The sequence below is a fragment of the Ruegeria sp. E5 genome (genome assembly GCF_056534105.1).
This window is the reverse complement of the sequence record NZ_JBQFPA010000010.1, coordinates 1-17,744: the sequence shown is the minus strand read 5'-3', so window position 1 is coordinate 17,744 and position 17,744 is coordinate 1. Positions and strand designations below refer to the sequence as shown.

The 17,744-nt window shown below is 57.6% G+C and carries 14 protein-coding genes and 1 tRNA gene; 11 read left to right on the top strand and 4 right to left on the bottom strand.

Annotated elements, in window-relative coordinates:
• Positions 1-90: EF-Tu C-terminal domain-related protein (locus ACR0BI_RS21955; RefSeq protein ID WP_211330766.1), on the top strand; the 90-nt coding region annotated here is incomplete at its 5' end.
• Between the two features lie 270 nt (positions 91-360).
• Complete coding sequence (locus tag ACR0BI_RS21950) at positions 361-582, top strand: hypothetical protein (protein WP_480562494.1); 222 nt, start codon at positions 361-363, stop codon at positions 580-582.
• A gap of 34 nt (positions 583-616) precedes the next feature.
• Here ACR0BI_RS21950 and ACR0BI_RS21945 read toward each other — a convergent pair whose 3' ends face one another.
• Positions 617-1,321, bottom strand: a complete 705-nt coding sequence (locus ACR0BI_RS21945; RefSeq protein ID WP_170402235.1) for a DUF374 domain-containing protein — start codon at positions 1,319-1,321, stop codon at positions 617-619.
• A gap of 142 nt (positions 1,322-1,463) precedes the next feature.
• Between ACR0BI_RS21945 and ACR0BI_RS21940 the strand changes: the two genes are divergently transcribed.
• The 8 genes from ACR0BI_RS21940 to lptF all read left to right on the top strand — a co-directional run bounded on the left by ACR0BI_RS21940 (position 1,464) and on the right by lptF (position 14,164).
• Positions 1,464-1,539: transfer RNA gene (locus ACR0BI_RS21940), tRNA-Trp, on the top strand.
• A 228-nt stretch (positions 1,540-1,767) separates the two neighbouring features.
• Positions 1,768-5,073, top strand: coding sequence for an adenylate/guanylate cyclase domain-containing protein (locus tag ACR0BI_RS21935; RefSeq protein ID WP_480562493.1), 3,306 nt, complete (start codon positions 1,768-1,770; stop codon positions 5,071-5,073).
• A 120-nt stretch (positions 5,074-5,193) separates the two neighbouring features.
• A complete protein-coding gene (locus tag ACR0BI_RS21930; RefSeq protein WP_170646689.1) occupies positions 5,194-6,759 on the top strand; it encodes an FAD-binding oxidoreductase in 1,566 nt (521 codons plus the stop codon).
• 39 nt (positions 6,760-6,798) lie between these two features.
• Entirely contained in the window at positions 6,799-8,472 is a 1,674-nt protein-coding gene (locus ACR0BI_RS21925) for a hypothetical protein (RefSeq protein WP_480562492.1), read from the top strand.
• The gene (locus ACR0BI_RS21920) at positions 8,465-10,225 is read left to right on the top strand and encodes a ferritin-like domain-containing protein (RefSeq protein ID WP_480562491.1); all 1,761 of its coding nucleotides are present in this window, start codon (positions 8,465-8,467) and stop codon (positions 10,223-10,225) included. The genes ACR0BI_RS21925 and ACR0BI_RS21920 overlap by 8 nt, the downstream gene beginning before the upstream one ends.
• A complete protein-coding gene (locus ACR0BI_RS21915; RefSeq protein WP_480562490.1) occupies positions 10,222-11,532 on the top strand; it encodes a radical SAM protein in 1,311 nt (436 codons plus the stop codon). Before ACR0BI_RS21920 ends, ACR0BI_RS21915 begins: the two co-directional genes overlap by 4 nt.
• Positions 11,533-11,536: 4 nt before the next feature.
• Positions 11,537-12,952, top strand: coding sequence for a flavin-dependent monooxygenase QhpG (qhpG, locus tag ACR0BI_RS21910; protein WP_480562489.1), 1,416 nt, complete (start codon positions 11,537-11,539; stop codon positions 12,950-12,952).
• Positions 12,953-13,024: 72 nt separating this feature from the next.
• Positions 13,025-14,164 carry an LPS export ABC transporter permease LptF gene (gene lptF, locus ACR0BI_RS21905; RefSeq protein WP_170625126.1) on the top strand — a complete coding sequence of 380 codons (1,140 nt, stop codon included), beginning with the start codon at positions 13,025-13,027 and terminating at the stop codon, positions 14,162-14,164.
• 2 nt (positions 14,165-14,166) lie between these two features.
• On the opposite strand, the gene ACR0BI_RS21900 is transcribed toward lptF, so the two are convergent.
• On the bottom strand, positions 14,167-15,000 hold the full coding sequence (locus tag ACR0BI_RS21900) for a LysR family transcriptional regulator (RefSeq protein ID WP_170402209.1): 834 nt from the start codon (positions 14,998-15,000) through the stop codon (positions 14,167-14,169).
• Between the two features lie 102 nt (positions 15,001-15,102).
• Between ACR0BI_RS21900 and ACR0BI_RS21895 the strand changes: the two genes are divergently transcribed.
• Positions 15,103-15,693 carry an HD domain-containing protein gene (locus ACR0BI_RS21895; protein ID WP_170594308.1) on the top strand — a complete coding sequence of 197 codons (591 nt, stop codon included), beginning with the start codon at positions 15,103-15,105 and terminating at the stop codon, positions 15,691-15,693.
• On the opposite strand, the gene speB is transcribed toward ACR0BI_RS21895, so the two are convergent.
• Both speB and nspC read right to left on the bottom strand, forming a co-directional pair.
• Entirely contained in the window at positions 15,690-16,532 is an 843-nt protein-coding gene (gene speB / locus ACR0BI_RS21890) for an agmatinase (RefSeq protein ID WP_170564390.1), read from the bottom strand. The two genes, ACR0BI_RS21895 and speB, sit on opposite strands and share 4 nt — an antisense overlap.
• The gene (gene nspC, locus ACR0BI_RS21885) at positions 16,529-17,698 is read right to left on the bottom strand and encodes a carboxynorspermidine decarboxylase (RefSeq protein WP_170819338.1); all 1,170 of its coding nucleotides are present in this window, start codon (positions 17,696-17,698) and stop codon (positions 16,529-16,531) included. Before nspC ends, speB begins: the two co-directional genes overlap by 4 nt.
• Positions 17,699-17,744: the final 46 nt, after the last annotated feature.

Here is a 17,744-nt window from a genome sequence, read left to right as displayed (position 1 = left end):
CCGATCGCGATGGAAGACGGCCTGCGCTTTGCGATCCGCGAAGGCGGCCGCACCGTCGGCGCCGGCGTCGTCTCGAAAATCATCGAGTAATCACGGTAGTCGGGCTTTGGCCCGACAAATCGGTGAACTAAAGAAGGCCGCTCCACATGGGGCGGCCTTTTCTCATCCAATCTTCTCGGCGCATTGAGATTATTCGTCGAATGATCTCGGGCAAGCTGAGTTCATTGAACAAAACAGCTGTCGATCTCGCATTCTTAATCTACCGTCCACTCCAAACGAAGACTGAACTCCCAGCTCTCTATTGCAACAGCAAGGGTGACGCGCAAATCAAGCGCGTCCCGGCGATCAGGGGAGACTAAGATGTTTGGTTTTGAATTTCTGAACTATGGAACGCAAATCCTTCACAGCAAGGATTTGGACGATATGAGAGCCGCTGTTCTCGGTGACGGCGAACAGGAAGTTGAGTGCAAAATCAGCGACTTTTGCCGAGAGCGCAAGCGATTTGATATCAAGCTTGCTGAAATGTCGGACAGCATGGCGAGAGGAGCGACCTCGGTCAAAACCAGCGCAGACGCGGCCTAACGGCGAAATAGTCGTTTCACGCCGGTTTCTGGGTTCACATGCTCTTTGCCCATGGCTCACGCCCGACCATCCGGTCGGCCTCGGCGGTGATGTCGTTCATATGCTGCTCAAGGCTCAGACGAAGGGCCTCAATCTGCTCTTCGCTGGCCTTGCGTGGAACTGGATCGGTCCATTCGCGGCACAGAAACACGCCGTCATTGCGCCAGGGGCGAGGCATCAGCAGACGATCCCAAGTTCCGGCTTCGCGCCCGTGCCGCGCGGAATAGGTGATGCCGAAAACTCGTTTACCTGATGTGCGAGCCCAGACCAGCGGTACGGTCGAGGATACCCGCTCGGGTCCGCGAGGGCCGTCGGCGGCAATGCCAATCGAGATACCCTGTTTCATCTTTCCCAGCACTTCGCGCGACAAGGCGACGTGGCGCTTGCGGCTGGACATTGCAATTGTATCCATCCCGAATAGCTTCTGCACCCGCCCCACCATGCTGCCCGCGCGCGCTGCCGAAGTGATCGAGCAAATGCGGCCCTTGTCCAGTGGGAAGAAATATGGCGATTGTGCCAGTCTCTGGTGCCACAGCACCACGATGACCGGTTCGCCCTGTTCGGCCAGTTGATCCAGTTCTTCGTAACCGATGCGCTGCCAGCGTGTGTTGCGATGCACCAATCGGATATAGCTTGCGATCCGTCGCGCGACCCAGTTCAGCACGGCTTCGCTGTCTGCGATTTTCTTGCGGATGCTCAAGGCTGCGGTCCTCCTGCTGGCCGAGCCTTGTCTTAAAGAACTGCGCGCCGGGCGCAACTTTTTTGTCAGCGGTAAAGTGTTCGGAAAACTCAAAAAGCCTCTTGAGTCCGCTGCGCCTCTGTCATATCTGATGGCCCAGCCTAGGGGTATAGCTCAGTTGGTAGAGCGACGGTCTCCAAAACCGTAGGTCGCGGGTTCGAACCCTGCTGCCCCTGCCATTTCCCACCCGACAAGCGAAATTCCTGCAACAGAGGCGTGGGCTTGGTGCTTACGTGTGGCGCAATTCACTTGACGTGTGCGGCAATAAAGAAAAAGCTTGATCAAGGCTGAAGGAAAAGCCTTCAGGACTGTCCAGCTAATGTGCTAAAGTCGTTCGGCTTTTGTGTCACAATATGCAAGCCTGACCGGGTAGGGGAACCCGGAGACGATCGGGGACAACGGGGATAATGACAGAGATCGAGGCATTCCTTGAAGAACACGGGCTGTCGAAGTATGCGCCGGTATTCGCGTCGAACGAAGTTACATTGGCCGATCTCGCACACCTCTCCGAACATGATTTGATCGACCTTGGGCTGCCACTTGGACCAAGGCGCCGATTGATGGCCGCATTGGGGCAGGCGCGGGATGCCAATCCGACACCGGTGCAAGGCAGTGGGAAGATTGTCGCCGAGCGGAGGCAACTGACAGTTATGTTTGTTGATCTGGTTGGCTCGACTGCCATGTCCGAGCGGCTTGATCCCGAAGACTTGGGGGAGCTGCTTCGGCGGTTCAAGGAAATTTGCTCGACCTCGGTTGCTCGCTTTGGTGGACATATCGCCGATTTCATGGGTGACGGGGCGATGATCTATTTCGGGTATCCTCACGCGGTGGAAGATGCGGCCTCGCGCGCCGTTCATGCGGGTCTGGATATTCTTGAAGGATTGAATCGCATGGAAGGCCAGGAGCGTCTGACTGCGCGGATCGGTGTTTCGACCGGTCTTGTCGTTGTGGGCGAGATCCATGGCGAAGGGTTGAAGGAACATGACGTGGTCATGGGGCGGACACCCAATCTGGCAGCACGTTTGCAGAGTTTGGCCGAGCCCAATACACTGATCATCAGCCCATCCACTCGCAGATTGGTGGGCAATGCATTTGAACTGCAGGATCGCGGGTCTTTCGCACTGAAAGGGTTTTCGGAACCGATACAAGCCTGGAGCGTCACAGGGCAGGCGCGGATCGAGCGCAGATTTGACATAATGCCTGATGCCGGTTCTGGTCGGCTCATTGGGCGCCAGGCAGAGTTCCGCAAGCTGACCGACAAATGGAATGAGGCAAGTCAGGGCGCTGGACAATCGGTTCTTGTCACTGGCGAGGCAGGGATCGGCAAATCACGCCTGATTGAGGGGCTTAGCCAAGAAGTGCTGGATCAAGGCGCGCTTCGCCTGAACTTCCAGTGTTCGCCCTTTCATGCCAACTCGGCACTTTATCCGATCATTCAGCATCTGGAACGCGCCGCAGGATTTGCGCCGACAGACAACGATGAGGATAAACTGGGAAAACTCTCGTACCTCTTGCGCCATCACCCGCCGGAGCATGTGCGCCTGATCGCTGATTTGTTGAGCGTTGATGCTGATGCTACGCTGGGACCTCTCGACCTGCCGCCGCAAGTGAAGCTTGAGAAGACGTTGGAGGCAGTGACAGAACAGCTTGCAACGTTAGCGCGAGAACGACCGGTGTTGCTGTTGTTCGAAGATGCGCATTGGGTTGATCCGACCACCTTGTCTCTTACAGATCGGGTGATCGAACATATTCGGGACTTACCGGTGCTGATCGTCGTAACAGCACGTACCGGTTTCGATCCGGGTTGGGGTCACCACAACAATACCCTGCGTATACCTCTCAAGCGTTTGACCAATCGGGATGTGGCTGAGATCGTAGCTGAGGTGGCGGGGGGGCACCCTGTACCACCCGAGGTTTGCGACCTTATTGCGGCCAAGACGGATGGCATTCCGCTTTATGTCCAGGAAGTGACCCGCGGTCTTTTGGAATCGGGGCAATTGCGCTTGAGCGACAAGGGGTATGTCGTGCGCGGCCCCCTGCCATCGCTTTCAGTTCCCAGCACGTTGCAGGATTCGCTGATGGAGCGTCTAGACCGTTTGGGCAAGGCCAAAGAAGTGGCGCAAACCGGCGCCGTGTTCGGGCGGCAGTTCTCGATCGCGTTGCTGGCCTCTGTTTCGTTTCTGTCTCCGACGGTTCTGCAGGCCGGACTGGAACAGCTCTCATCGGCCGGGATCATTCTTCAAGCCCCGGATGCGGCAGAGGATGAGTTCATCTTCCGCCACGCATTGATTCGCGACATGGCTTATGACAGCCTGCTGCGCACGGAACGGCAGTCGCTGCATGACCGCGCGGCGGGTGCGTTGCTAGAGAACCAGCCGCAACTGGCCCAGACTCAGCCCGAGGTTCTGGCACAGCACTACACGTTGGCCCAACGCGCGGATGAGGCCGTGATGCACTGGCAAAGCGCGGGGCGTCGAGCGATCGAACGCTCGGCCCAGGCCGAGGCGTTGACCCATCTGTCGAAAGCTCTGGATCAGCTTGCCGATCTGCCAAAGAGCCGTGCACGGGATTTGCAAGAGATCGACATCCAGATCCTGCGTGCCGGTGTCCTGCGCTCAACAAGCGGTATTTCGGGGGATGCGACGGGTGAGGCCTATGGGCGTCTGCGCGAACTATGTCACCGAGCGGACGAGACCGAGCGGCTGTTTCCTGTGCTCAACGGGCTATATGCATTCCATCTTGTGCGTGCCGAATATCGATTGGCGAAAGGCGTGGCTGCGCAGATCCTCGATCTGGCGGCGACAAGCGGCAAGACCGAACACCGCATGGTCGGTCATCGCGCCATGGGGGCGGTGCAATTGCATCTGGGCAACCTGTCAGATGCAAAGCGCCATCTTGAGCAAGCTTGGGCGCTTTATGATTTTGATCAGCACAGCCAGCTAGCCTATGTCTATGGAACGGATCATGCCGCGATTACATCAGCATTTCTGGGCACATGTTATTGCCTGATGGGTCGGCATCAAGATGCCCTGCAGGTGCAGAATACAGCGCTGGAATGGTCCAAGAACCTCAAGCACGCTCATAGTGTGGCGCAGATCTTGGTTTACATGTGCAAGGTTCACCTGCTGGCGCGCGACATCCCTGCATTGCAAAGGGATGTTAAGGCGCTGTCCGAAGTCGCCGAGGAGCATTCGCTACCCTTTATGGCGACCATTGCGCGGCTATGGGAAAGCTGGGCAAAGGCGACCACGACCTCTGAAGTCGAACATATCGAGGACCTGCGTCAGGCGTCGGAAGACTGGTGGTCGGTTGGGGCCGGAAATTACAAGACTTTCTTCCCTTCGCTGATTGCCGAGATTCAGACAAACGCCGGCCATCACGACGCTGCGCATCAGACTCTGACGCACGCCAGAAATGTTCTGAGTAAAACCGAAGAGAAATGGGCCGAGGCCGATCAGCTTCGTATCGAGGCCGCCCTTGTAGCCAAGACAGGGGGCGATCCCGTACCGCTGCTGTTGCGCGCTATCGAAACAGCGCAAAGGCAAGGCGCGCGGCTTTACGAGCTTCGTGCGGCGGTCGCGTTGGCGGAGTGGCGGCAACACCGAGGCGAACCGGTTGGTGAGGCGTTGATTTCGGTCATGTCGCATTTCCATCAAGATGCCCAACTGCCGGACCTCAAAGACGCACGAGCGTTGATGGAAACGATTACTTGACCCGAAGGCCAACTTGCTGCCAGCTTGGGCGCGGGCAGAGTTGGGATGATACCTGAATTTCGACTTTTAAGCGCTGGGTCACCAGTCCGGCGCCCCGCTCTTGTGGTATGAGGAGACCTAATGCGTAAGATCAGCAAAACCCTTCTGGCCAAGGATGTCTTGGCGCAAAGCCGTACCGATCTGGCGCTGCAGCAGTACCATTCGATCACGCCCGATGAGTTACGTGAATTTGAGAAGAAACTGATTGGAACGGTCACTCTGCCGACCGACGCGGATTACAACAATGACCGGCAGGTTTGGAATCCGGCTTTCCAGGACTACCCAGAGATCATCGTCTATTGCGAGACCATTCAGGATGTACGCGCCAGCCTTGCTTTCGCGCGTGAGCATGACCTTTGGGTTGTTGCGCGGTCAGGGCGTCACAGCACGGCGGGGTATTCGGTCAATAACCAGATGGTGCTGGATACCAGCCGAATGCGTTACGTGACCGTCGATCCAAAGGTGCCGATGGCCTATGTCGGTCCGGGCACACCGTTCAAGATGCTGAATTCGGAGTTGAACTCCTATCACCTGCATGTGCCGGGCGGGGCCTGTCAGGATGTCTGCGTGGCGGGTTTCATGATGGGCGGCGGCTATGGCTTTACCTCGCGCAGGCTTGGGATGGCTTGCGACAGCGTTCTGGGTGTCTCCGTGATGCTGTGGGACGGCAGTATCGTGATCGCGGACAAAGACACGAACTCCGACCTCTTCTGGGCCATACGAGGCGGGACCGGCAACAACTTTGGTGTGTTGCTGGAAATCCGCTACCAGCTGCACCAGCTGTATAAAGTCTGGGGTTGCCACATCACATGGCCGTTGGACAAAGCCGCCAAGGCACTGGAGTACCTGCAGGCCAACTACATGCGCACCTGCGAAGATGACCGTTTCGGGGCCTATATCTTTCTGGCCTATCAGGGAGATCGAAAGGTGTTGCTGGTGTCGGCGCTCTATGATGGCACGTCCGAAGAGGGGAACGCGTTTGTTCAGCCCCTGCTGAGCGATGAAATCGGCGGCGAGATGGGTGAGGACGACCAGAACTATGGCACCTATCAAGAAATCAACTCATGGTTATATGACGACAAATATGACATCCCCGTCGTCCCCGATCAGGCGCGTGAAGATAAGCAGGCCGGATATATTGAACGCCAGCTCAGCGAAGTCGAATGGCAGCGCGTCGTAGACTACCTCGACAGCACACCCAACGCTTATGGCGCTGTGGCCATCGAACCCTATGGGGGGGCGATCAATCGGATGCCGTTGGGCAAACAAGGCAATGCCTTCATTCACCGTGATGTGTCGCTGAACTTCTACGTCGATGTGTTCTGGGTGTCGGAAGAAGAAAAAGAGATCGTTGTGCCGTGGCTCGACGGATTCATGGAACTGATGACCGAAGAAGGCTATTTCATTGACCGCGTCTATCAGAACTATCCACGGCGGACCCAGAAGAACTATCGCTGGCAATACTGGGGCGAGTATTTCAACTCTTTGCTGTTCGTGAAGCAGAAATTCGACCCGCATAATTTCTTCCATTATCAGCAGAGCATTTCGCCGGTGCCGGATGACGCTCCGCCAGACATCATCCGAGATACGTCCAAGTCGATCTTCGACGACCCAACGATCACATACGAGAGCTATTCGAACCCCTGAAAGCGGGGGCTGCCAAGGCCAAACGGGGGAGGGCCCAGTATGGACACGATCCAAGAGATTTTCTTTCTGCCACCCATGGCGGTTGCCCGTCTTGGACCGGGTGAGACACCGCTGGAAAGCTATGAGTGGCAGCAGGACATGGATGCCCATGGCAACAACAAAACGGTCATCCGGTCGAACATAACCTTTCGCGAGATCGAAGATGGCAGTGTCACCGCCTATCTTCCCGATCCCGACACGATCCGCTTTCGCGACGAAGGCGGCGCGTTGCGCCCGGTTGCCCCGTTCTTTGAGCTGTGGGCGCGGATGCATGATGCCGAAACGGGCGAGGAATATGAGACACCGGTGACGCTCGATCTGCTCGACAATCAGGGCCTGTCGCTGCAAAACGTGCGCTATTCGGTAACCGTCGGGAACACCAAGGCCGAGCGCCGGACTGGCGACGCGGCTTGCGGGTTTCGTGCACGGGTCGAGATTGCGGGTCAGGATTTCACCCCGAAACCCCTGCTGGCCTTCAGCCCGTATACGTCCGAACAACAGCCGATGGTCTATGAGCATAACCCGATCCCGCTAGGCTCAATCCGTGTGATGCATCCTGTGCAGGGTCATGATGAACCGGTCGAAGGGAAGTTCATCGACCGCAGCATCCTGCGCCTGCGCTTTATGCCTCCGAAAGGTGAGGTTTATGGCCCGCCTGATGCTGCATACGGTCCGGCGACGCTGGCCGTACCGGGCTATCAGAACGACCCGCCGAAATCGGAATATGGTCGCATCCACGAAATCGTGCCCGAACAGAACCGCATCCTGAACCCCGACACCCCTTGGTCGAAATGGATCATGATGTCCGGCACCTCGGACGACCCTGAGCCGCACGATAGTTACGACGGTGCCCGTGTGGGCAATGACCAATCCTGGGGAGTGGCCGATGACACCAGCGATGGCGTGATCGAGGCGACGCTGGCAGTACGTGGCGAACGCCTGACCGCGCGCGCCACGATCATGACCGGACCACCCGATTTTGCACCTGATGCGCGGCCGTTCTACAGCCTTGAGGATGATCTGGCCGATCGTGATCTGTCGCTAATCTCGGTAACTGAAGAAAACTACACCCAGGCCAAAGACGAGGTGGTCGATATCTTCCGCCGCGCCTTCGAGACCAACAGCCTGATCAACCTCGACGATATCCGCGCGCAAGGTTTGAAGGACAATGCCAAATTACAGGCGAAAACCGGGATTTCCCCGACGCCGGGCCTGCCGTCAACCGATGCGAAATCCATGACGGAGGAGGATGCAAGGCCGCCGGACAAGATCGACGAACTGATCCGCCCGCAACCGATCTCGGTCTTTTCGAACTCCGTGCCCAATGATCGGCTGCCCTATACAGTTGCGACGAAGTTCGTGCATGAGCAACTGATCGACGAGGCCAACCTGCTGGATTTCCTACGCCGTCGCCCGGATTTCGTTAAAACACTGCTGCGTCCACCATATGGTATCCTGACCGAGCTTGAAACCGACCCGAACCCTGATCAAAATCCGAACCCGGATTTTCGCGATCCTCGGATTATCCGCGACTCGATGCACGACGCGCGGATGCCGCCCTATATGCGCGATTCCAACTATTACCCGCTGTCGCTGTCGCGCAGGCAGTACCATCTGGTGATCTCGTTCATCGACTATCTGGTTGCACAGGAAACGGAGGCTCAGAATGTCTGATCAGCCCGGCCAAATCCGCGTTAAACCCCGCAACCTGACCGCCCGCGCGGCCTATAAGGTACCGGGCAACCCCGACAACACGCGACTGGACGGATCGGTGGGGAATTGCTTTCCCGGTCTGGAAATGGATGTGCGCAACCTGGACCGCCGCTTTTTCCCCGGTCTGGTGTTCAACGCCGCGCGGGTGCCGCTGAACCCCGTGCCCGAGGCACCGAAGAATTCGCAGGGCTTCCATCTGGTCTTTGTCGACTATTTCTACGACCCGATGCTGCCCGACAACAGCCCCGAAGAATGGGTGCAGACCTTGCTGGAGGCTTACAGTGGCGTCGTGGGCGCGAAGCTTAGCCAGGGGCGCTGGTTCCTGTCATGGGTCGAGCAGAGCGGTAAGCGCATCACTTTCAAGGAGGAAGACGGCACACCCTATGACGGGCTGATGATTTGGCGGTTCATCCGCAGTCTGGAACATGGTGATGACAAACCGGTCAGCATTGCGCTGGAACGGCGCAATCATGAAGGCATCGTGGATACCGAGCAGGTTGTCCTGCACGGTTTTCGCCGCCAGTACCGGACCGAGGCGGGTGTCTTCAGCGAAGCCTATGATCCCGGAGAATTGACGCAAAGCCTGTGCAATCCGTGGTCCCATGACTTCCGCGACTGCGGCTGCCACTACTGGCCTTCGAACCACCCCGACGTAGTGATGGCTGAGGTGGCGCATGACGATCAGTTACCCTCGGGTCAGTCAACGAACCCGATCGAGGCCGAGACCTATCTGGATTGGCTGCGCTCGGACAAGTCTCCGTCCGGTAACGTCGCGGCGCTGAATACGGTCGAACAAAACCGCCCCTACCAGATTGACCATTATCAGGTAAATCAGATGTGGAGCGAATTGCCTATCGTCGTTGAAGGCCGCGAAACGGGCGAGGTTTATGAAGTTGATCCCGAAATGCCAGGCGTGGAGCCCTATGACACGCCGCAGGCGATGATCGAGGACCTCAAGACGCGTCTGGCCGCGATGGAGATGACGCTGAGCCTGCAATATCTCTATGCCTATTTTTCGTTGGCGGATCCCGAAACGGCGGATACCCGAAAATGGCCGACGCTGAATGACGATCTGATATTTGCCCGGCGTTCGGTGCTGGAGGTCGCGATTGGCGAGATGACCCATATGCGCTGGGCGAACCAATTGCTGTGGGAGCTTGAGCCCGAGGGGTATGAACCCATCTTGACCCCGTCCGAAACCTTGCCGGCGGGCAAGGGTAAGACGCAGCCGCGCGCACTGAGGCCACTAACGGCCGAAGCGCTTGCGGATTTCATCGAGATCGAGCGCCCCGGAGGCTTTATTGACCGCGCTTATGCACAATGTGTGGCGACTTTGGAGCAGGAGGAATTGTTCCCGGAACGCCGCCTTTATGCGCTGGCGGTACGGATCGACACCGACGGGGACGAGCACTTCCTGCGCTTCAGTCAAATGAAGGACGTTTTGGCCAAATACGATACGGGAGAAGGCACGCCTGCCTATTTGCGTCAGATTGAGGTTGGCACTGAAGAGGAGGCCAGGACGGCGCTGGAACTCTACGCTAAGGTCAAGGATGGGTTAGCCAACGCCTATGCGCTTGAAGCGGATGGCAAATTTGAAGACTCCCAGGCCTACATCCAGCAGGTGCGCGATGACATGAAGCTGTTCCGCGTCGAGGGCGAAGCGCTGGCCGCCAAGGGGATTGGCATCCCGTTCTGGACGGAGGGTAAGGCGTGATCCCACCCGCCGCGCTGGTGCATTTCTTTGACACAGGGCATGGAGATCACATGCTGGCCGTTGATGGATCGCGCGTGTTTGATGTGCCTGAGGGGACGGCGGACCAATTCGCAACGATGGACAAGAGAAGTCAAAGCGCTTTCCTCAGGTCCATGGGATTGGATGGAACACCTTTCATCGATGACACGCCGCCTCAGAGTATGCCCGTGAGGTCGCTGTCGCTGGCAGTGGCGCAGAAATGCAATCTGGCTTGCACTTATTGCTATGCTGCAGGGGGAGAATTTGGTGGACCCGCGCGGAATATGGAATGGGAAGTCGCCAAGGCTTCGGTTGATCGGCTGGTGGCCGAAGCCGAACCCGGTGTGCGGATTAACCTTGCTTATTTGGGTGGAGAACCTCTGATCAACCGTGATCTGGTGCAACGCACTACGAAATATGCTGTCGATCAGGCGCATGCCAACGGGTTGAGCGTCGGGTTCTCGATCACAACCAACGGGACCCTGCTACGCCCCGAGGACGCGGCGTTTTTCGATGCGCATGGATTTGCTGTCACCATCAGTCTGGATGGCGTGGGCGAGGTCCATGACAAGCTGCGCCCAAATCGTGGCGGTCGGGGTAGTTTTGATACGATCCTGAAGCGGGTCGAGCCTTTGCTGGCAGCTCAACACCGTATGCAGGTTGGTGCCCGGGTAACGGTTACGCCGAAGAATATGAACCTGCCAGAGACGCTGGATCGGTTTGTGGGAATGGGATTTCATTCGATTGGATTCTCGCCCATGCTGGCCTCGCCCAACGGTCAGCATGAACTGAACCGGAGTGATTTGGACGAGATGTTATCGCAGATGATCCGTTGCGGCGAAGTTTTCGAGGCGGCGGTAATCGAAGGGTGGCGCTACCCTTTCTCGAATATGGCAGCGGCGATGCAGGAGATCCACCGAGGCACCCACCGGCCCTATGCCTGCGGGGCAGGGGGCGGGTATTTTGGCGTGTCTGCTGATGGCGGCCTGTTCGCTTGCCATCGCTTTGTTGAAGACGAAGCCGGAGCCATGGGCAACGTCTATGATGGCCCCGACCTACGGCGCGAGAACTGGTTGGCGGATCGGCACGTGCACACGCAATCCCCGTGCGGCACCTGCTGGGCGCGGTATCTATGCGGCGGCGGGTGTCATCACGAAGTCATCCATCGCGGACGCCCCGCTTGCGACTACATTCGAGGTTGGTTGCACTATTGCCTTCAGGCCTATGTCCGCTTGTCCGAAGCACGTCCGGATTATTTTGGCGTGTCCGCACGGGTGGCCTCTGCCTGAACGGATGGAGATTGAGACCGAAATCTGCGTGATCGGAGGCGGCCCGGCAGGTAGCGCTGCAGCGCTGAGGTTGGCTCAGCTAGGTCGGCGCGTCTGCCTGATCGAGCGGCAAACGTTCCCGCGCCAGCATGTCGGCGAGTCATTGCCGCCATCAATCTGGCCGATCCTGAACCTGTTGGGGGTCGACGAAACCGTTTCCCTAACCGGTTTTCTGCGTGCAAGCGGATCGCTTTTGCATTGGGCCGGAGCGTTCGAACGTCGCGGCGTCGAAGGTGATCACCCCGGACTTTTGGTTGACCGGGGCCAGTTTGATGCGGTGCTGTTACGTGCAGCACAAGCGGCAGGGGCGCAGGTCATCCAACCTGCGCGCGCATACCGCCCGGTGCGCCAGCAGTCTGGTTGGGAGATTCCCGTTCGGACCGACACGGGCGCCTTTCGGATCCAGGCACAAATCCTGCTGGACGCAGCGGGACGGCAAGCCGGGCTGGGCCGCAGGTTTCGCCCTGCATCCCAACCTTTGTTGGCGCTTTATGCTTATTGGCACGTGCCGCCGGGCTTTGGCCCGCAAGCCCGGGTCGAGGCGGGACAAGGGCATTGGTATTGGGGCGCGTTGTTACCGGGAGGAGTGGTCAACGCAATGGTTTTTGTCGATCCCGACGCCTGCATCGGGCTGCCACCCGCAGATCGACGCGATCTCTATCTGAATCTTCTGGCCCGTTCGACACTACTAGCGCCCTGTCTGGAACAGCGCCGTATCGGGCCTGTGCGGCGGGCGGATGCGACCAGCCAGGCCGAGACAACACCACCAACGCGCGACCTTCTGCGGGTTGGAGAGGCCAGCTTCGCGGTAGACGCTTTGTCGTCGCAGGGGGTGCAATTGGCGATGGGGCAGGCGGTGCAGGCCGCAGCTGTGGTGAACACGCTTCTGACAACCCCCGAACATAGTGATCTGGCCTTGTCTTTTTATGCGGATCGGCAATTCGAGCGTGTGCAGACCCATGCAGCGCTTGCAGCCGATTTCTATGCACGGCAGCATGCTGTCGATCCTTCGCACTTCTGGGCTGAGCGCGCAAAGCCGTTGGATTGGGTAAAGTCTCCAGCGTTCGATCCAAACACGGAGGCGTTGCGTGATGATCAGCCCCTGATCCTGTCACCTCAGGCCAAGCTCATCGCTTCCGGCGTGCAAACCGCTTCGCATATCGAACCCGGCCTTGTCATAGGGCACCCGAATCTTCCAAGGCCAGTTGCCAATATGGAGGGCGCAATGCTGGGACCGTTGTTAGAGCGGCTGGGCGCCCCGACAACCACTTTGAACATCATCAAGAGCTGGTCAGAGGTTTTGGCCACACACACGGCGTCGCGCATTCTGCGCTGGCTTTGGTATCATCGCATCGTGATCCCCGCCGCTGATCAGGCTTAATCGAGGTTTCCTCGGCGCGTTGAATCACCTAAAGTCCGCCGCAACGCCAACCGCCAAGAAACAAGAGGTCGCATGTCGCGTTTTGATGGGTATTTCCTGCGGCAATTGCTGGTGCTGTTTGGCTTTTTCACCCTTGTGCTTGTCGGGGTGTTCTGGATCACGCGTTCAGTCAGCCTTTTTGATCGGGTCATCAGCGGCGGCCAATCGGCGATGGTATTCCTGGAGTTCACAGCGTTGACCTTGCCGACGCTGATCCGGACGGTCATGCCCATGGCTGTGTTTGCGGCCGCTGTTTACGCCACCAACCGTTTGAGCCGCGAAAGCGAGATGACGGTGATGCTGGCAACAGGCTCCAGCCCGTGGCGACTGGCGCGTGCGGTCTTGGTGTTCGGGCTCAGTGCGGGACTGATGATGGCTGTCATCAGCGTCTTTTTGCGACCTGCATCGGTTGATCAACTGGAATTAAGACAGGATGAAGTTGCCGGAGATGTCACCGCACAGCTGTTGAATGAGGGCGAATTCTTGCATCCAGCAGAAGGTGTAACCGTCTATATCGGCGATATCGATTTGGACGGAACGCTGCGCGAAGTCTTCGTCTCGGATCGTCGCGATGGGATTAACCCTGTCAGTTATTCCAGTGCCACCGCCTATCTGGTCAATCAGGCTTCGGGCATTCATCTGGTTATGCTGGATGGGATTGCGCTGCGGTATGATCAGGCTGGTAACACGCTGTCATCCACGTTGTTCGAAGACGCCTCTTACGACATTTCCGAACTGACCCAGAATTCGACTATGGGCCATCGCAGCCTTGAAGCCATCCCGACGGTCGAGTTGATCTGGGATCGCGAAGCGGTCTCAGTGAAAGATGATCACAGCATCGGCCATCTGGTGGATGAGCTGCACCAGAGGTTCTCGTGGATTGCGATATGTATTGCGGTCGCATTGGTCGGATATTCGACCCTGATGCTGGGTAGTTTTTCGCGCTTTGGGCTTTGGCCTCAGATCCTGGGTGCCTTTACCATTCTGGTCCTGCTTGAGGGGGTTCGGGGATTCGTATCCCCGTTCGTCATCAATGATCCCAGACTTTGGGGCTTGCTGTATCTTCCCGCCGTTATGGGCGTGCTTGTGTCGGTTCTGTTTTTACTGGCCGCGGGGCGACCCTTGCTGCGAAAAAGGGTTCGAAACGGAGCACCAAAGCCGTCACCGGTCTGAAGTCAGCGGCGAAGTTCCTCCAGGCACTGCAGGATGTTTTCAACTTCTTGACTGTCCGAACGGACCACCAAATACAGCGGTAGCATTAAGTCGCGCGCATCTTTCTCGCGCAACAGCTCGCCTGAGTTCAGATGCTGAGTGATGACATAGTCCGGGAAATACCCATACCCGCCACGCTGTAGGAGATAGCGTAAAGCCATCAAGCAATTACCCAGAAAGATAGTTTGACCTGTCGCGAGACGCGCTGTGGAACGGACATGATCCCGGTAGGTCTCGCCCAGTTCTATGTTGACAAATACCCGTTCAGCGTCGGTGTTCGCATCCTTCCTGCTTTGAACCAAAGACAGCCGTTCGGGCGCAAGTTCGTGGAATACCACGCGCCGGTCCGCAGGTTTTTCATGGGTCAGCGCGGCGTCAAGTACGTGGGTCGCAACGGCGTCGACCATATCCAAATCATGGTCGTAATTCAGGGTTAAAAGCAATTGTCCAAACCGTTGTTCAAAGCGAACAGCAAGGTCCACCAGTAACGGATCCCACACGCTCAACTGGGCACCCAGACGCAGTGCCAACCGATTTTGAATCTGTTCAGGCAGGTCGTTGGCTGCGAACGACCACAGCGACAGCATCTGTTCAGCATAGGGTTTGAATTGGCGACCGTACTCGGTCAATACCGTTCCGCCTGCCCCGCGCGAGAACAGCGGTTTGCCTGTTGCGTCTTCCAGGGCCCTGATCCGGGCGCTGACTGCGGTTTGGGTTACATTCAACTTACGGGCCGCTGAGTGAAACCCACCGGTTTCCGCTACGCTTAAAAATGTTTCCAGAGATTTGGTTTGCATATTGAAAGTATTTTTTGATCGTATTGATAAAATCAATTCATTTTTTTGCCTATATCTGCCGCTTTAAAGTGATTTGACGAACGTAGCCAAAGGATTCGCGCGATGCTGGACAAGAGCCACAAACCCACCTGGACCAGTTTTGAAGAGGCGACCAAGGCCGACTGGGATGCGGTCATGGAGTATGAAGAGAGCTACAACGCTGCTTTGCCGGATCGCATACTGGACGCCATTCGTTCACTGGATGAAGAATGGACGCCGTATCCGGTGAATCGCTATCAGCACAGCCTACAGGCCGCGACACGAGCGTATGAGGACGGCGCTGATGAAGAGTTGGTTGTGGCTGCCCTGATCCATGACACCGGCGATATCTTGTCGCCTTATAATCACGGGGAACTGTCCGCCGCGATGATGAAGCCTTATGTCAGTGAGAAGACACACTGGATTCTCAAGCACCACTGCGTGTTTCAGGGCTACTACTACAATCATCATCTGGGTGGTGATCGGAATGCCCGCGACAAATATCGCGACAGCCCGTATTGGGAGGACTGCCGCTATTTTTGCCATGAATACGATCAGAAGGCGTTCGACCCGGACTATCCGACCAAACCGCTGGAGTTCTTCGAACCCATGCTACGCCGCGTTCTGAACAAGGGCGAAGGGCACATGGAACTGAATGAAACCGCGGAGAATTAACAGGCAGCCATTAGGCGATAGACGATCTGGGCGGCGGTAAAATCCCAGGCGGCATTGCCGTTCGGGGCCAGTTCGACGACGTCGAAACCCACACATTTTCGGCCCTTCAGGGCGTGTTCCACCAGGCGCAGGGCTTGATAATATCCCAGCCCGCCTGGGACGGGTGTTCCAGTGGCGGGCATGATTGCCGGGTCCAGCCCATCAACGTCAAAGCTGACGTACACCAGTTCGGGAAAATCCTTTGGCAGATCAACCGAGTGGATGTTGCCGGTAACCAGTTCTTCGGCGTCCACATGAAACACGTGGTTTCTCAGGCGGCTTTGGGCTTCTTCGGTCGAAAAGGCGCGAACGCCGAATTGCGCCAGACGGATACCTTCTTCGGCAAGAAGATGCATGACTGAGGCGTGAGAATGTTTCTCGCCCTGATAGGCGTTGCGCAGATCAGCATGGGCGTCGATCTGCACGATACCAATCGGTTGGTTTAGAGCGCGGGCAACACCCAACACTGCGCCGTAGCTAAGTGAATGCTCTCCACCTAGCGTCACCGGGATTTTGCCGGCGCGAACGGCCGCTTCCGTGCGTTGGGCTAGGCGTTCCATTATCTCTGACAACGCTGCATCGCAGTCAACGGGTTCTTCGGTCAAGATCCCCTCGACGCAGGGCTCGGCGTGGCCAGTGATGCGTTCCAGTTCATTACTGGCTTCGATAATTGCGTCCGGGCCTTTGGCGGTGCCCGCCCCGTAAGATACGGTGCGTTCCAGCGGCACAGGGATCACACGGAACCGCGCGTCCTCGGTGCGCTCGGATGCGGACAGTTCACTGTCGAGGAAAATACTCATGAGAGGCGGCCTTTAAAGTCGTCATAGCCGAACTGTTTGATGATTTTCAGTTCGTCCGTTTCGCTGTTCCACAGCGCTATAGTCGGTAGCGGAACTCCGTTGAAGGTGTTGGTTTTGACCATCGAGTAATGCGCCTGATCGAGGAAGGCAAAGCGTTGGCCGATTTCCAATGGCTTGTCCCAAGTGTAGTCACCGATCACGTCGCCCGCCAGACAGGACGGGCCGCCAAGGCGATAGGTATGGCCTGCCTCGGCCTCATCCATGAGGGCGGGGCGATAGGGGGCTTCGATGACGTCCGGCATATGGCAGGTGGCCGAGATATCGGTGATCGCAAGGGTCATACCGTTGGTCGGCAAGTCGAGGATTTCGCCAACCAGAATGCCCGCATCCAGGGCCACTGCCTCACCGGGTTCCAGATAGACGTCGATACCGTGTATCTCACGGATGGATTTGATGAAGGCGACCAGCCCGTCGCGGTCATAGTCATCACGGGTGATATGATGCCCGCCGCCGAAGTTCAGCCATTTGATTTGGCCAAGGTACGGTTTGAGCTTTGGCTCAACCGCGTCCCATGTCCGCTGCAACGGCGCGAACCCCTGTTCGCAGAGCGTGTGCATGTGCAGCCCGTCCACGCCACTCATAGTCTCGGCGGACAATTGGCTGACCGGCGTGCCCAGACGCGAGCAGGGCGCGCAAGGGTCGTATTTGGGGATTTCGCCTTCGGAATGTTCCGGATTGATGCGCAGACCGACCTGTACGCCGGCGGCTTGGGCTTTTGCCAGAAAGCGGTCCTTTTGCGCGGGTGAGTTGAAGATGATGTGGTCCGATAGCGACAGGATTTCGTCCATGTCCGCGTCTTTATATCCGGCGCAGAAAGTGGCGACCTCGCCGCCATATTCCTCGCGCCCCAGCCGCGCCTCATAGATGCCGGACGCGCAAGTGCCGCCGAGGTGTCGGCGCACCAGTGGGGCCAGCGAGAACATGGAAAACGCCTTAAGCGCGCTCAGGACATGTGCGCCGGAACAGGTGCCGATCTCGGAGAGGATGGTCAGGTTGCGCTCCACGGCTTTCTCATCGACCACGAAGCAAGGGGTGGGCACGCGGTTGAAGTCGAAATTGCGGAAAGCTCCGGCATCTCCGGCTTGGGTGGTCATCATGTCGGACAATTCGGGTGTCTCCGGATTGTGGAGAGGGCGGGGGGCGCTGCCCCCC

Bases quoted from the DNA above. Each gene is read 5' to 3' on its own strand.
- ACR0BI_RS21950 (WP_480562494.1), top strand. From the start codon at position 361: ATGTTTGGTTTTGAATTTCTGAACTATGGAACGCAAATCCTTCACAGC.
- ACR0BI_RS21935 (WP_480562493.1), top strand. From the start codon at position 1,768: ATGACAGAGATCGAGGCATTCCTTGAAGAACACGGGCTGTCGAAGTAT.
- ACR0BI_RS21930 (WP_170646689.1), top strand. From the start codon at position 5,194: ATGCGTAAGATCAGCAAAACCCTTCTGGCCAAGGATGTCTTGGCGCAA.
- ACR0BI_RS21925 (WP_480562492.1), top strand. From the start codon at position 6,799: ATGGACACGATCCAAGAGATTTTCTTTCTGCCACCCATGGCGGTTGCC.
- ACR0BI_RS21920 (WP_480562491.1), top strand. From the start codon at position 8,465: ATGTCTGATCAGCCCGGCCAAATCCGCGTTAAACCCCGCAACCTGACC.
- qhpG (WP_480562489.1), top strand. From the start codon at position 11,537: ATGGAGATTGAGACCGAAATCTGCGTGATCGGAGGCGGCCCGGCAGGT.
- lptF (WP_170625126.1), top strand. From the start codon at position 13,025: ATGTCGCGTTTTGATGGGTATTTCCTGCGGCAATTGCTGGTGCTGTTT.
- ACR0BI_RS21900 (WP_170402209.1), bottom strand. From the start codon at position 15,000: ATGCAAACCAAATCTCTGGAAACATTTTTAAGCGTAGCGGAAACCGGT.
- ACR0BI_RS21895 (WP_170594308.1), top strand. From the start codon at position 15,103: ATGCTGGACAAGAGCCACAAACCCACCTGGACCAGTTTTGAAGAGGCG.
- speB (WP_170564390.1), bottom strand. From the start codon at position 16,532: ATGAGTATTTTCCTCGACAGTGAACTGTCCGCATCCGAGCGCACCGAG.